Source organism: Franconibacter sp. IITDAS19 (assembly GCF_023079515.1).
GTDB classification, from domain to species: Bacteria; Pseudomonadota; Gammaproteobacteria; order Enterobacterales; family Enterobacteriaceae; genus Franconibacter; species Franconibacter pulveris.
On sequence record NZ_JALJCP010000008.1, the window covers coordinates 376,532 to 389,836 of the forward strand.

Below are 13,305 nucleotides of genomic sequence, written 5' to 3' on the forward strand. Positions count from 1 at the left end.
CTGTGCCCCTTAAGCGCGTTTTTCCTGCAATTCCTGATGGCGTTTACGCTCGCCAATCATGACAACCACCAGCAACAGTACGGCGAGAATGCTGCCGCCCACCATCACCATAAAGCCGCCATCCCAGCCGAAGAAATCAACGGTGTAACCGACAATCGCGCTCGCCGCCACCGAACCGCCGAGGTAGCCGAAGAGGCCGGTAAAGCCCGCCGCCGTACCCGCCGCTTTTTTCGGCGCCAGCTCCAGCGCATGCAGGCCAATCAACATTACCGGGCCGTAAATCAAGAAGCCGATGATTATCATGCAGGCCATATCCACGTTCGGGTTGCCCGGCGGGTTCATCCAGTAAACGACAGTCGCGATAGTAACCAGCGTCATAAAGAAGACGCCGGTCGCGCCACGGTTGCCTTTAAAGACTTTATCGGACATCCAGCCGCAGAGCAGCGTCCCCGGGATCCCGGCATATTCATACAGGAAATAGGCCCAGGAAGATTTATCCAGCGCGAAGTGCTTCACCTCTTTCAGGTAAGTCGGCGACCAGTCGAGGATGCCGTAGCGCAGCAGGTAGACAAACACGTTAGCGATAGCGATATACCACAGCAGCTTGTTCGGCAGCACGTATTGCATGAAGATCTGCTTCGCTGTCAGCTCCTGCTCATCTTTTTCGCTGTAGTCGTCCGGGTAGTCGTTTTTGTACTCTTCAATCGGCGGCAGACCGCAGGATTGCGGCGTGTCGCGCATTAAAGCGAAGGCGATAATTGCGACCAAAATAGCGCCGAAAGCAGGCATATAGAGCGCCGCATGCCAGTCGTTAAACCAGGCCATGCCGAGCAGGAACAGCAGCGGCGGAATGCCGCCGCCCACGTTATGGGCGCAGTTCCAGACCGAAACAATACCGCCGCGCTCCTTCTGCGACCACCAGTGCACCATGGTGCGCCCGCACGGCGGCCACCCCATTCCCTGGAACCAGCCGCAAAGAAACAGCAGCACAAACATCACCATTATGCTGGAGGTCGCCCAGGGCACGAAACCCATAAACAACATCACCGCCGCCGCCAGAATAAGCCCGGCCGGCAGGAAAACGCGCGGGTTTGAACGGTCCGAAACCGAACCCATGATGAACTTCGAAAAACCATAAGCAATGGAAATACCGGAAAGCGCAAACCCGAGGTCGCCGCGGGAAAAACCCTGCTCCACCAGATAAGGCATGGCAAGCGCGAAGTTTTTGCGCACCAGATAGTAGGCTGCGTAGCCAAAGAAAATTCCCATGAAGATCTGCCAGCGCAGGCGGCGATAAACGGGATCGACACGATCCGCGGGAAGCCGCGCCTGATGGGCGGCAGGTCTGAAAATACTTAGCATTACATTCTCCTGGCAGGTATTGATCTGCGGACACGAAGTCATTTGCGCCGCTTATGTTTGTTTTCGCGCAGGAGAATACGGGAGCTTTGTCATAATTGCTGTGAAACATCGCACATATTGTTACAGTTTTATGACAAACGAAGATTTATTGCCTTTTTTATGTTCTTTTGTTTTCGCTTGATGGTCGAATACGCTCGCTAACCAACATAAAAATTTAGGTTTGTGATTCTGATCGGCAAAAAATGAAAAGCACTGTAATGCGTGAGCGCATGCTGAGGGGCGGAGAATAAAGCAATGTCACGCAGCAGGCTTCCGCCCGCTGCGTTTTACAAGGGTAAGCCGCAGGCGTTACTGACTGAAGGCTTCCACCACCTGCACCCAGCCGTGCTCTGAAGTAACAGGCGCGTCGTTGAGCCAGCGGCGCAGCATGTTCAGCGCCATCATGGCGCAGACTTCCTGACGAGTGCGCAGCTCATGGCGGTTAGCGCTGAATTTGAGGCGCACCGCGTGCAGTCCGACCGGCGTGCACAGCACAATATTTAATTGCTCGTCGCGCATGGCGCCCACCACCAGCGTCAGCTCGCTGCCCGCCTTCTGCACCAGCGCCGCAGCCCGCTGTGCGGCTTCCTGCAGCGTTTCATCGCGGTCCGTCAACACCTCGCTATCCAGCAGCGGCGCGCCCGCAGAACGCAGTTGCAGCGCCAGCAGCCCGGCGGTGAACTGTTCGCTGAGCGACAGACGCAGCGGTTTTTCCTGCAAGCGGCGGGCAAGCTGGGCTGGCAGCCCTTCCGTTCCTTCGAAAATCAGACTTTCTCCCGCCACCTCGCGAACCTTCGGCCACACCGCTTCCATCGCCTCGCGCGCCTTCGCAGGGCCGGTCAGTTTCAGTTCGATAATCGGCATGGAGGAGCGGTAGCCCATCACCACACCCGGCGGCAGCGTAAGCGAGTCAAGGCTCTGCGCGAGATCGCTTTCCGAACGGCCAAAGGTCGTGAGACGCAGACAAACCGGCGGCTCGACTTCAGGGAAGCGCTGACGCAGGCGCGGCACTATCTGCTGCTGCACCATCTGGCGAAACTCCGAAGGCACCCCAGGTGTGAAGAAAATGACTGCGCGGTTAAGCGTCATGGCGAAACCGCAGGCGGTACCGACGGGGTTGTCCACCATCTCGCTGCCTGCCGGGATCATCGCCTGTTTGCGGTTGCTCGGGGCCATCACGCGCCCGCGGGAGGAGAAAAACTGCTCCATATGCGCGAGCCACTCTTCATGTAGCTCCAGCCCGACGCCCGCCGCTTTCGCTGCGGCTTCGGCGCTAAGATCGTCGCTGGTCGGCCCGAGACCGCCGTTCACAATCACGATGTCCGCCTGCTGGCTGCGCTCCTGCAAAATGGCCGCCAGCGCCTCAAGATTGTCGCCCACCGTGTTGCGACGGGTCATGGGAAAGCCGTTCTCAAAGAGGTAATCCGCAAGCCATGCGGCGTTGGTATCGACTATCTGACCGTGCAGCACTTCGTCGCCCGTCGAGAGCATTTCTACTTTCAGCATTATTTTCTCCACACAAAGGGAACGCTTCACTATAGCGCAAGCGGGCGGGAGAAAGGGGAAGAAAAGGCGCGACGGACGCCGCGCCTGGAGGATCAGAAGGCTGCGCTGACGCCGACGTACGGGCCGTCGGCCAGTTTGCTGTCGCGGTCGCCGTCTTTACCGCTGACGTTAATGTAACGATAGCCCGCTTCGATGCTGAGCGGACGCAGAACAGAGAGGCGCGCGCCGACGTTCGCTTCCTGATAATCATCAATGCTGCTGGAGAGCGAATCCGGAGAGTAGTAATAATCGCCAAACAGCGAGAAGCTCTGGCCGATCGGCAATTTCACGCCGCCGCCGACTGCCGCCGCGTAACCTTCGCTACCCGCTTTCGGATTCAGGTAAACGCCTCTTACGCCAGGAGAGAGCATAAACGGCCCCAGCGGCAGGTTGAAGTTAAGTCCGAGACCGGCGATATCGCCGTGGTCATCGTTGTGCGCCCAGTTGCCGTTCAGCGCAAGGCCAGTGCTTTCGGTGCCGAAGCCGCCGGTAATATTGGTGTAATGCTCGCCCACTTCGCCGCCCACGCTCAGCGCGTTCGCCTGGGAAGCCACGAAGAGCAGCCCGCTCACGCCCGCAATCAGTAATTTTTTCATTCCGTGTATCTCAAATAAGCAAATAAGGATCCCAAAAAAAGCAGCGGCATTGTACCGCTATCCGGCGGGGAAGCAATGTATCAGGGCTTTAGCGTTAGCCTGGACTTGTAACCAGGTGAAAATGAATCTTTTTGCTTAACGAAAGGTGGCAAAGATAACTGCAATAGGAACAGCCAGATTGCCCAAGATCAACGATTAATCTAAAAATATCGCCGAGGATAATTCAGTAATCAATAGACAATTACAATCAAACGACTTACCTGTTGCGGGAGAAAAACGATGAGTAAAAAAGGATTAACCACGGCGTCAGGCGCACCGGTGGCCCATAACAATAACTCCATGACGGCGGGACGTCGTGGACCTATGCTGCTGCAGGATGTCTGGTTCCTGGAGAAACTGGCGCATTTTGATCGCGAAGTGATCCCGGAGCGCCGCATGCACGCGAAGGGTTCCGGCGCCTATGGCACCTTTACCGTAACCCGGGATATTACCGATTTCACCCGTGCGAAAATCTTCTCGCAGATCGGCAAGAAAACGGATCTGTTTATCCGCTTCTCAACGGTGGCGGGCGAACGCGGCGCGGCCGACGCCGAACGCGATATTCGCGGCTTTTCCATTAAGTTTTACACCGAAGAGGGAAACTGGGATCTGGTGGGCAACAACACCCCAGTCTTCTACCTGCGCGATCCGCTGAAATTCCCCGATCTCAACCATGTAGTGAAGCGCGACCCGCGCACCAACCTGCGCAACCCGACCTACAAATGGGACTTTTTCTCGCTGCAGCCGGAAACGGTGCACCAGTTGACTATCGACTTCTCCGACCGCGGCCTGCCGCGCTCGTACCGGGAAATGCACGGCTTCGGCAGCCACACCTTTAGCTTTATCAACGCCAATAACGAACGTTTTTGGGTTAAATTCCACCTGCGTTCCGAACAGGGCATTCATAACCTGATGGACGACGACGCGAAGCGCCTGATTGCCGAAGACCGTGAAAGCGCCCAGCGCGACCTGTTCGAGTCCATCGAAAAAGGCGATTTCCCGCGCTGGAAGTTTTATGTGCAGATCATGCCGGAAGCGGAAGCCTCACAGACGCCGTATAACCCGTTCGACCTGACGAAAGTCTGGCCGCACGCCGACTATCCGCTGATTGAAGTGGGCGTGCTGGAGCTGAACCGCAATCCGGACAACTACTTTGCGGAAGTGGAGCAGGTCGCCATGTCGCCGGCGAACGTCGTGCCGGGCATCGGCTTTTCTCCGGACCGTATGCTGCAGGGACGTCTCTTCTCGTATGGCGACGCGCACCGTTATCGCCTTGGGGTAAACCATCACCAGATCCCGGTGAACAAGCCGCGCTGCCCGTTCCACAACTACCATCGCGACGGCGCGATGCGCGTCGACGGTAACAGCGGCAACGGCCCGACCTACGAGCCGAACAGCTTTGGCGTATTCCAGGAGCAGCCGGACTACAGCGAGCCGCCGCTGAGCATTGAAGGCGCGGCGGATCACTGGAACCACCGCGAAGATACCGATTACTTCACCCAGCCGCGCGCGCTGTTCAACCTCATCGGCGAGGAAGAGCGTCAACGCATGTACAACCGCATCGCGGAGGATATCCAGAGCGTGCCGGCGTTTATTCAGGAGCGCCAGATAGGCATCTTCAGCGAAGTTCACCCGGAATATGGCGCGGGCGTGGCGGCCGCGCTGGCGGCGCTGAAAGCGAAACGCTAACCGCGCTGGCCTCCTCCATTAATGGCTGGGGGAGAGTTCGTTAACCACCCATTCTGAAAGCTGACGGCGGGAGATTTTAATCCCGCCGTTTTTTATACTCTCGGGCAGCGGGAGCCAGCGCACCGGCTGCTGAAAGCGCGCCAGTTTATCTCGTACCCATGACGCAAGCGCCTCTGGGCGCGCCTCTTCGTCGCACTCCACCACCGCCACCGGACGGTGGCCAAACTCTTTGTCTTCCAGCGGCACTACGAAAGCCTGCCGCACATGCGGGTGTGCAGCGATGACCCGCTCCACCTCTTCCGGCTGAATGCCTTCGCCGCCGCTGAAAAAGAGATTATCCAGACGCCCCAGCACGCGCAGCCTTTCGCCAAGCCAGGCGCCGCGATCGCGGGTGGCGAACCATCCTTCGCGATTTGTCAGCGGCTGTAGGCCACCTTCGCGCCAGTATCCCGCCGCCATGCTCGCGCCGCGCAGCCAAATCTCGTTGTTGACGATTTTCACTTCCCGTCCTGCCAGAACAAAACCGACGTCGCTCTGCCCGTCCGCTTTTTTCGCGCAGACGGTAGAAGCGAATTCGGTCAGGCCGTAGCCGCACCAGCAGGCAATGCCGCGCTTATGCGCCGCTTCGGTTAACGCCACCGGAATCGCCGCGCCGCCCAGCAACACCGCTTTAAGGGACGGGATAGCCAGCCCTTCTTCCAGCAGCCGCCACAGCTGAGTAGGCACCAGCGAAGCGTGGGTACAGCCCGCCAGCGCCTGCGCCAGCGGTTGCGATTCGCGCGTCGCAAGGCCCGCTCCCGCCAGCAGCCAGCGCCAGAAAATGCCCTGCCCGGAGACATGATAGAGTGGCAGGGAGAGCAGCCAGCAATCGCCGCTGGCAAAGGGAATTTCACCCAGCACCCCGGCAGCGCTGGCAAGGTGCGCGCCGGCGCTGTGCACCGCCGCCTTCGGCAAGCCTGTCGAGCCGGAAGTGAGCGTCATGGACGCAAAGCGTTCAGCCTGCCAGCCAACCGCATGCGCAGCGGCGGCTTCTTCGCGCATGGCAAGCAGCGGCAGGCCCGGCGGCGGCGGCGCGTCGCCGCAAACCAGCGCGTAGTCCAGTGAAAGCGCAGGCAGTAGTTGCGCGAGCATAGGCGCAGGGAGCTGCGGGTTAAGCGGCAAGACCCGCACGCCGCACTGCAACAACGCAAGCCAGGCGAAGAGCGCTTGCGGACTGTTTTTAGCGCACAAAGCGACGCCCGCGCCTTCTCTGACGCCTTGCTGATGAAAGCCCGTCGCCAGCGCGTCGACACGCTCGCATAATTGTCGCCAGGTAAAGTGCTCCCTGGCTGTGCGCAGGGCTATCGCTTCCCCGCGCTCTGCTCGCCAGTGGCGCCACGGCCATGTGGTGAAGCTCATAGCAGCGGCTCCAGATTTTCCACCGGCCAGCAAGGCAGCGCGCTGCCCGGCCACTCGCGCACCAGTTGCGCCTGCATTAAAGAGAGCGTATCCAGCCCCGGTACGGTCATCGGCGTGAGCCAGGCGGCCAGGCGCGCCAGTTGCGTTAACCCGAGACTCGATTCAATAGAAGAGCTTATTACCGCCTCAAGCCCCAGCGCGTGCGCCTGCGCGATTTGCTCGCGCACGTTAGTGAGGCTTCCGGTCAGCGTGGGTTTGATAACTACCGCGCTCAGGCCGGGTTCGGCGTCAAAAGTAAAATCCGCTTCCCGCAGGCTTTCGTCCCAGGCGATGGCGATGCCCGTTTCGCGGGCGAACTCGCGCGACTGCTCGCGGCGCTGGCAGGGTTCTTCAATAAACGCAATGCGGGGGCGGTTCGCCGGGTTGACATATTTTGCGAACTGTCGGGCCTTAAGCGGCGTCCAGCTGCGGTTGGCGTCAAGGCGCAGACGCAGGTCGGGCAACGCCTCCAGCAGCAGATTGACTACCATGCCGTCGCGCACCGCTTCATAAAGCCCGACTTTTACCTTGGCGATTTTCTCGACCGGCATCGCGGAAAGCGTGGCGAAGAGTTCGTCCGGGTCGCCGCTGCACAAGGGCGCGACGCGGAAATCCGCCTTCAGCGGCAGTTCGCCGCCAAGCTCCGCCAGCGCGCAGCTTACGCCGAAATCGGCGGCTGGCAGACCGGGCAGCGAAACCGCCTGACCGCTGCGCCAGGCTTGAGCCCAGGCAACGGTTGCCGCCTGCGCCTCTTCCAGCGTCTCCCGGCTGAAGCCTGGCAGCGGCGCCACCTCGCCCCACCCTTCACGCTCGCCTTCGCCAAGGCGAACCAGCAACCCTTCACGACATTTCAGCCGCCGTTCGCGCAGCACTACGCCTGCGTCCATCGGCAGCGAATAGCGGTAAACCTGAGCGCGTCGCATTACGGGTTACGCTTAAACTTGCTGAAGTCCGGCTGGCGCTTCTCGTTGAACGCGTTGCGCCCTTCCTGGCCTTCTTCGGTCATATAGAACAGCATGGTGGCGTTGCCCGCCAGTTCCTGCAGGCCCGCCTGGCCGTCGCAGTCGGCGTTGAGCGCCGCTTTCAGGCAGCGCAGCGCCATCGGGCTGTTTTGCAGCATTTCACGACACCAGCGCACCGTCTCTTTTTCCAGCTCCGCCAGCGGTACTACCGTATTCACGAGCCCCATATCCAGCGCCTGCTGCGCGTCGTACTGACGGCAAAGGAACCAGATTTCCCGCGCTTTTTTCTGCCCGACGATGCGCGCCATATAGGAAGCGCCCCAGCCGCCGTCAAAGGAGCCGACTTTAGGTCCGGTCTGGCCGAAGATGGCGTTTTCCGCCGCAATGGTCAGGTCGCACATCATATGCAATACGTGACCGCCGCCGATGGAATAGCCCGCCACCATTGCCACCACCGGCTTCGGGCAGGTGCGGATCTGGCGCTGAAAGTCGAGCACGTTAAGGTGATGCACGCCGGAATCATCCTGATAACCGCCGTAGTCGCCGCGCACCTTCTGGTCGCCGCCCGCGCAGAACGCTTTTTCCCCTTCGCCGGTGAGAATAATAACGCCGATATTATCGTCATAGCGCGCGTCCGCCAGCGCCTGCAGCATTTCTTTAACGGTGAGCGGGCGAAACGCGTTGCGTACTTCGGGACGGTTAATGGTGATTTTCGCGATGCCGTCGATGGATTTATGGTAACGAATGTCGCGATAGCCTTCTGAGCAATCCCGCCATTCGACCGGCGCATAGAGCCGCTGTTCATCAGGGTAAATCATGGTTCTTCCTTAGCATGTTGCAGCAAAATGTCAGTGATGCAGTTCGCCACCGCTTGCGGATTTTCCCGATGGGCGTTGTGGCCGGCTGCGGCAATAGGGTGGCGCGATGCGGTAAGTTGCGTCGCAAGCGCGCCGAATTTGTTATCTTTTTCACCGTACAGGTAATGAAACGGCAAGCCGAGCTTTGCCAGCGGCGCGTGCAGATCGGGCTGGCGGCCAAGCGACGTTGCCTCCAGCATGGCGGCAAGCGCCTGCGGATTATTGCGGCTGCGCAGCGTAACTAACGCGGCGCGCTGCGCTTCGGTGAGCGAAGCGAAAACCGGCTGGCGATACCAGGCGTCCAGCACCAAGGAGAGCGGCTGCTCGCGTAAACGCTGCGCCCAGCGGCCGTCCGCTTCGCGCCTCGCTTCCCGCTCAGCGGCGCTTGTCAGGCCGGGATGACCGCCTTCGACAATCACGCCCAGTAATCCGCTTATCTCTTGCTGGCAGGCGTACTGCATCGCTATCCGCCCGCCAAGCGAATAGCCTGCCAGCCAGTATTTAAGGATGTTGTAACTACTTACAGTTTCAGCGAGCCATTTGCTCACCTGCTGGTTATTCTGCGCCGCTATGCACGACGACTCGCCGTGCCCGGGAAGATCGATAAAAAGATGCGACCACTGCGGCAGCAGGGTCGCTACAGGCAGCCACTCTTCATGGTTACCCAAAAAACCATGCAACCAGACCAGCCATGGCTGATTGGCGAAAGCGCTCCGCTTAACTTTTGCGTGAAGCTTCATGCCTGGCTTACCTGCGCAACCAGCCGCTGCAGCGTTTGCGCGCCTTCAGTGGGCGACACGATAAGTTCAACAATCGTAGCACCCGGCGTGCGCCACCCCTCCTCCACCGCATCGCATAACGCCTGCCAACTTTCGGGCCGGGCGTAGTTGAGCCCGAACATTGCCGCAGCATGCCCGAAGGTGACGTTTTGCGGCATGCAGTAATATTTTTCACGCTCGGCGGCGGGCGTCGGCAGCAGCGAGAAAATCTGGCCACCGTTATTGTTAACGACAATAAGGACGACTGGCGCAGAGGCCTCACGCAACAGGGCAAGGGAGTTGAGATCGTATAGCGCCGAAAGGTCGCCGAGTATGGCAAGCGTCGGGCGCGCGGTGGCGCGCTGAACCCCGGCGGCGGTAGAAATGAGTCCGTCAATGCCGCTCGCGCCGCGGTTGCTGAAGACCGGGTAACCCGCCGGAAGCTGTGCAAACGCGTCCACCAGCCGCACCACCAGGCTATTGCCGACAAAAAGCTGGCCCGCCTGCGGCAGCAGTTCCGTAATGCGGTGCGCCAGCTGCGCTTCGCCGAAGGCGTGCGTCGCCTGCTCAACGCTCTGACTGGCCTCTTGCGCTATCGCCTTAAGCGCCATCGCCCAGGGGGCGCGTTTCTGCGCGGCATGAAGCTCAAGCCAGTCGCTGATATTGGCCGTCAGCCTGCGGCCGCGGTGGTGCGCCGGGTCAAGTCGTCCGGGCAGCGAGTCCACCAGCCAGTACTCGTCCGGCGTGCAGGCCGCCTGCCATTGCAGCAGCCGTTTACCGGTAAGGCTGGCGCCAAACTGGATAACCAGCTGCGCCTGCGACAGCAATTCGGTCGCCCGGCGATTGCTCAGCCACAAATCCGCGCAGGGTAGCGGCTGCCCCGTCTGCGACAGCACGTCGCCAATCAGCGGCCAGCCGAGCGTTTTCGCCCAGGCGGCGACCAGCTCGCCTTCGCCGGCCGAGAGCCTGCCCGCAATAACCACGCCACGCTTTTGCCGCCAAAAAAACCAGTCGCGCTGTTTGAGGCACGCCTGCCCCTCGCTCACACGCAGCCAGGGCTGGTCGCTCTGCCACCATTCCCCCAGCGCCTGCTGCCAGGCCAGCCCCGAGTCGTCCAGCTCGCCGTAAAGCGGCTCGGCAAACGGGCAGTTAATATGCACCGCGCCCGCTTTCACGCCGCTCATCGCTTCATCAAGCGTAGAAACGAGCCAGCGGGCGGGAATATCGGCCGTGGGACGGGGCAGCGCGACAGAAACGCCAGGGTGAGAAGCAAAAATATCCTGCTGACGAATGGCCTGATTCGCGCCGCAGTCGATAAGCTCCGGCGGCCTGTCGGCCGTCAGCATAATGAGTTTTTCACCGGTAAGCCCGGCTTCGATGATGGCCGGATAAAGGTTCGCCACGGCGGTGCCGGACGTCACAATCACCGCTACCGGCTCGCCGCTCCCCTTCGCCAGCCCCAGCGCCAGGTGGCCAAGGCCGCGTTCGTCAAAATGGGTATGGGCGATAAAGGCGCGATTTTCCGCCGCCGCCAGCGTCAACGGCGTGGAGCGTGAGCCGGGAGCGATACAGATATGACGCACGCCGTGGCGCGTCAGCGTCTCAAGGATGACCGCAGCCCAGCGTCGGTTGAAGGAGCTTATCGACATGATGTTGTCCGGTATCAATTTTGCCCGGTTATTATAAGGATTATGGCATCATGTATTTTGATATGAATCGGGATTGTGGCGCTTAGCGGCACAGCAGCGTATGCAAACCTGCCGCTTTGTTCTCAATCTCCTGCCACTCCTGCTCCGGGTCGGACCCCGATACGATCCCGGCGCCTGCGTAGAGGCGTACCGTATCGCCCGTCACCTGCGCCGAGCGCAACGACACGCAGAACTCAGATTGCTGAAGGGAGAGATAACCTGCGGAACCGGCATACCAACCGCGCGTGAAAGGTTCATGTTCGCCAATAAAAAGCCGCGCCGCTTCGCGTGGCAGCCCGGCGACAGCCGCAGTGGGTTGCAACTGTTGCAGACACAGCGCATCGTCCGGCTGAAAGAGCGTGCTCCAGATACAGCGGCGCAGGTGTTGCACCTTGCGCAGGCGCAGCACCTGCGGGGGCAGCACGTCGTAGCCGTCTCCGAGTTTTTCTATACGCTGGCAAATATCTTCCACTACCAGCAAGTTTTCGCGCTGGTTTTTGTCATCGGCCAACAGCAGCTGGCCAAGCGCCCAGGCGCGATGATCGTCGGGATGATTTTCGATAGTGCCCGCCAGCGCCTCGGTACGCAACGCCCTGTCGATGCGTCGCCAGAGCCGCTCGGGACTAGAGCCAAGAAAGGCGTCGTGCTCACTGAAAGCCATATAGAAATGGTAGCAGTTGAGGTTAACCCGGCGGCTGGCAGCCATCAGCGCCGCCGCGCAGACGGGTCGGCCAAAACGCAGATCGCTGGCGCGGGCCAGCACCACTTTATCCATCTCCTGCTGATGTATGGCGCGGGTAGCGAGACGAACCCGGTCGCACCAGCCTTCTTTATCGGGAATATGACATTCTTCTACCAGCCGTGAATTAAGCGGCGGCAGCAGTCTGGCAGGCTGGAGCGCGTTCAGGAAAGCGGTCGCCTGCCGGGCATCTTCTTTCAGCGACGTTTCGCTCCAGAGGTGCAGGCAGAGCCAGGCCTGGCCTTCATGTCGTCGCCATTCGAGACGAGAGAGAAACAAGTCGCCTTCGTGAGGATTAAAGGCATTCAGGCCCCAGATGCGCAATTCAGGCTCATCCGCCTGTTGGAGAAAAGCCTGCGCTTGCGGCAAAGAATTGAATCGTTTAAGCGCGCCAAGTGCGGCGGCTTCATCGCTGCCACTGCGCTGCTGCCAGTAGAACTGAGGGAAAAACGGTTGGCTTGCAAGCCAGGCGAGCGGGTCACTGGCATCGCTTAGAGTGACAGGCGTACACAAACGGCGCAGACCAGGTTGGTCTGGTAAGGGCGTCGTCAGTCGGTCTGCAAGCCGCTGTAACGCATCTTCTATGGATAACACTACCTACCTCTCCCCTCCCTTAAAAACCCTGCATTATATGTGGCTGCAGGGCCGAATAAAACGACACACCGCCGCAGCGGTGTGATTTCAGGGCGGCTGGAGCGTAAAGAATTAACGACGGGCCAGCAGAAGACCAAATATCAGGCCTGCGGCAGCGCCAATTCCTACGCCCTGCCAGGGTTTTTCGTGCACGTAGTCATCCGCGCGGTAAACCGCTTTTTTCGCGCGATAGTAGTAGTTGTCTGAAGCATTGCTGACGCGAGCTTTAACATCGTGCAGCGCCTGCTCTGCGCGGGCTTTAAGCTCAATATACTTCTGATCGGCTGGGTCGCCCGAGGAGCGTAAGACTTCTTCCAGCGTTTCGCTCAGCAGAGTGAGATCATCATCAAGACGAGGTTCATACGGTTGTGAGTCGGACATAACTGTTCTCCGTGTTTTAGTGAATACCCGTCTGCTAACTATAGACAACGCCACGCTTTTTGCGTAACTGCTATTCCTTCGCCATGCCGATATGAGGAATGCCGTCTTCGTCATAAATTTCCGTCACCGGCCGGAAGCCAAAGCTTGCGTAAAAAGGTTGCAGATGGGCCTGCGCGCCCAGGTATATCGCCCGCTGCGGCCAGTGCCGCTGACAGGAAGCCAGGGCCTGCTCCATCAATTGATAACCCAATTTTTCGCCTCTGGCGGCGCGAGAGACAATGACCCGACCAATGGCTACAGGCGCCTCTTCTTCGACACTTTTCAGAATCCTCGCATAAGCGACCAGCTCGCCGTCGCGCCAGCCCAGCAGATGACGGTTTTCTCCCACCAGGTCATCGCCGTCAATATCGGCATAAACGCAATTTTGCTCAACGACGAAAACGTCGCAGCGCAGTTTCAACAGCGCATATAGGGTGGGCACATCGAGTTCGCTGTGGTGCAGGTCTTGCCAGCGGATCATGAAAAGCTCCTTGGTGACAGGGGGTTCATCGCTATACTAAAGGCTTTTATCGCCAGACGG

Annotated in this window: 12 protein-coding genes; 1 reads left to right on the plus strand and 11 read right to left on the minus strand. The window is 59.6% G+C overall.

All coding sequences use genetic code 11. From position 1 onward, the window contains the following. Positions 1–9: 9 nt before the first annotated feature. From glpT to MT962_RS18875, 3 genes are all read right to left on the minus strand, one after another. A complete protein-coding gene (gene glpT, locus MT962_RS18865) occupies positions 10–1,362 on the minus strand; it encodes a glycerol-3-phosphate transporter (RefSeq protein WP_024556246.1) in 1,353 nt (450 codons plus the stop codon). Between the two features lie 348 nt (positions 1,363–1,710). Continuing rightward, a complete protein-coding gene (locus MT962_RS18870) occupies positions 1,711–2,907 on the minus strand; it encodes a nicotinamide mononucleotide deamidase-related protein YfaY (protein WP_247366216.1) in 1,197 nt (398 codons plus the stop codon). A 92-nt stretch (positions 2,908–2,999) separates the two neighbouring features. Beyond that, the gene (locus tag MT962_RS18875; RefSeq protein WP_024556244.1) at positions 3,000–3,542 is read right to left on the minus strand and encodes a YfaZ family outer membrane protein; all 543 of its coding nucleotides are present in this window, start codon (positions 3,540–3,542) and stop codon (positions 3,000–3,002) included. Positions 3,543–3,821: 279 nt separating this feature from the next. Between MT962_RS18875 and MT962_RS18880 the strand changes: the two genes are divergently transcribed. Next, complete coding sequence (locus MT962_RS18880) at positions 3,822–5,270, plus strand: catalase (RefSeq protein ID WP_024556243.1); 1,449 nt, start codon at positions 3,822–3,824, stop codon at positions 5,268–5,270. An 18-nt stretch (positions 5,271–5,288) separates the two neighbouring features. On the opposite strand, the gene menE is transcribed toward MT962_RS18880, so the two are convergent. The 8 genes from menE to MT962_RS18920 all read right to left on the minus strand — a co-directional run bounded on the left by menE (position 5,289) and on the right by MT962_RS18920 (position 13,245). Continuing rightward, the gene (gene menE / locus MT962_RS18885) at positions 5,289–6,668 is read right to left on the minus strand and encodes an o-succinylbenzoate--CoA ligase (protein WP_247366217.1); all 1,380 of its coding nucleotides are present in this window, start codon (positions 6,666–6,668) and stop codon (positions 5,289–5,291) included. Then, positions 6,665–7,630 carry an o-succinylbenzoate synthase gene (menC, locus tag MT962_RS18890; protein ID WP_247366218.1) on the minus strand — a complete coding sequence of 322 codons (966 nt, stop codon included), beginning with the start codon at positions 7,628–7,630 and terminating at the stop codon, positions 6,665–6,667. The genes menE and menC overlap by 4 nt, the downstream gene beginning before the upstream one ends. Continuing rightward, on the minus strand, positions 7,630–8,487 hold the full coding sequence (gene menB / locus MT962_RS18895; protein WP_024556240.1) for a 1,4-dihydroxy-2-naphthoyl-CoA synthase: 858 nt from the start codon (positions 8,485–8,487) through the stop codon (positions 7,630–7,632). Before menB ends, menC begins: the two co-directional genes overlap by 1 nt. After that, positions 8,484–9,266: a 2-succinyl-6-hydroxy-2,4-cyclohexadiene-1-carboxylate synthase gene (menH, locus tag MT962_RS18900; RefSeq protein ID WP_247366219.1), complete on the minus strand. Its 783-nt coding sequence runs from the start codon at positions 9,264–9,266 to the stop codon at positions 8,484–8,486. The genes menB and menH overlap by 4 nt, the downstream gene beginning before the upstream one ends. Then, positions 9,263–10,933, minus strand: coding sequence for a 2-succinyl-5-enolpyruvyl-6-hydroxy-3-cyclohexene-1-carboxylic-acid synthase (menD, locus tag MT962_RS18905; RefSeq protein WP_247366220.1), 1,671 nt, complete (start codon positions 10,931–10,933; stop codon positions 9,263–9,265). The genes menH and menD overlap by 4 nt, the downstream gene beginning before the upstream one ends. 82 nt (positions 10,934–11,015) lie before the next feature. After that, complete coding sequence (gene menF, locus MT962_RS18910; protein ID WP_024560393.1) at positions 11,016–12,305, minus strand: isochorismate synthase MenF; 1,290 nt, start codon at positions 12,303–12,305, stop codon at positions 11,016–11,018. Positions 12,306–12,416: 111 nt separating this feature from the next. Next, a complete protein-coding gene (gene elaB, locus MT962_RS18915) occupies positions 12,417–12,725 on the minus strand; it encodes a stress response protein ElaB (RefSeq protein WP_024556236.1) in 309 nt (102 codons plus the stop codon). Positions 12,726–12,795: 70 nt separating this feature from the next. Continuing rightward, on the minus strand, positions 12,796–13,245 hold the full coding sequence (locus MT962_RS18920) for a GNAT family N-acetyltransferase (RefSeq protein WP_028020009.1): 450 nt from the start codon (positions 13,243–13,245) through the stop codon (positions 12,796–12,798). Between the last annotated feature and the right edge of the window lie 60 nt (positions 13,246–13,305).

Excerpts from the sequence above, each read along its gene's own strand:
- glpT (WP_024556246.1), bottom strand. The coding sequence starts at position 1,362 with ATGCTAAGTATTTTCAGACCTGCCGCCCATCAGGCGCGGCTTCCCGCG.
- MT962_RS18870 (WP_247366216.1), bottom strand. The coding sequence starts at position 2,907 with ATGCTGAAAGTAGAAATGCTCTCGACGGGCGACGAAGTGCTGCACGGT.
- MT962_RS18875 (WP_024556244.1), bottom strand. The coding sequence starts at position 3,542 with ATGAAAAAATTACTGATTGCGGGCGTGAGCGGGCTGCTCTTCGTGGCT.
- MT962_RS18880 (WP_024556243.1), top strand. The coding sequence starts at position 3,822 with ATGAGTAAAAAAGGATTAACCACGGCGTCAGGCGCACCGGTGGCCCAT.
- menE (WP_247366217.1), bottom strand. The coding sequence starts at position 6,668 with ATGAGCTTCACCACATGGCCGTGGCGCCACTGGCGAGCAGAGCGCGGG.
- menC (WP_247366218.1), bottom strand. The coding sequence starts at position 7,630 with ATGCGACGCGCTCAGGTTTACCGCTATTCGCTGCCGATGGACGCAGGC.
- menB (WP_024556240.1), bottom strand. The coding sequence starts at position 8,487 with ATGATTTACCCTGATGAACAGCGGCTCTATGCGCCGGTCGAATGGCGG.
- menH (WP_247366219.1), bottom strand. The coding sequence starts at position 9,266 with ATGAAGCTTCACGCAAAAGTTAAGCGGAGCGCTTTCGCCAATCAGCCA.
- menD (WP_247366220.1), bottom strand. The coding sequence starts at position 10,933 with ATGTCGATAAGCTCCTTCAACCGACGCTGGGCTGCGGTCATCCTTGAG.
- elaB (WP_024556236.1), bottom strand. The coding sequence starts at position 12,725 with ATGTCCGACTCACAACCGTATGAACCTCGTCTTGATGATGATCTCACT.
- MT962_RS18920 (WP_028020009.1), bottom strand. The coding sequence starts at position 13,245 with ATGATCCGCTGGCAAGACCTGCACCACAGCGAACTCGATGTGCCCACC.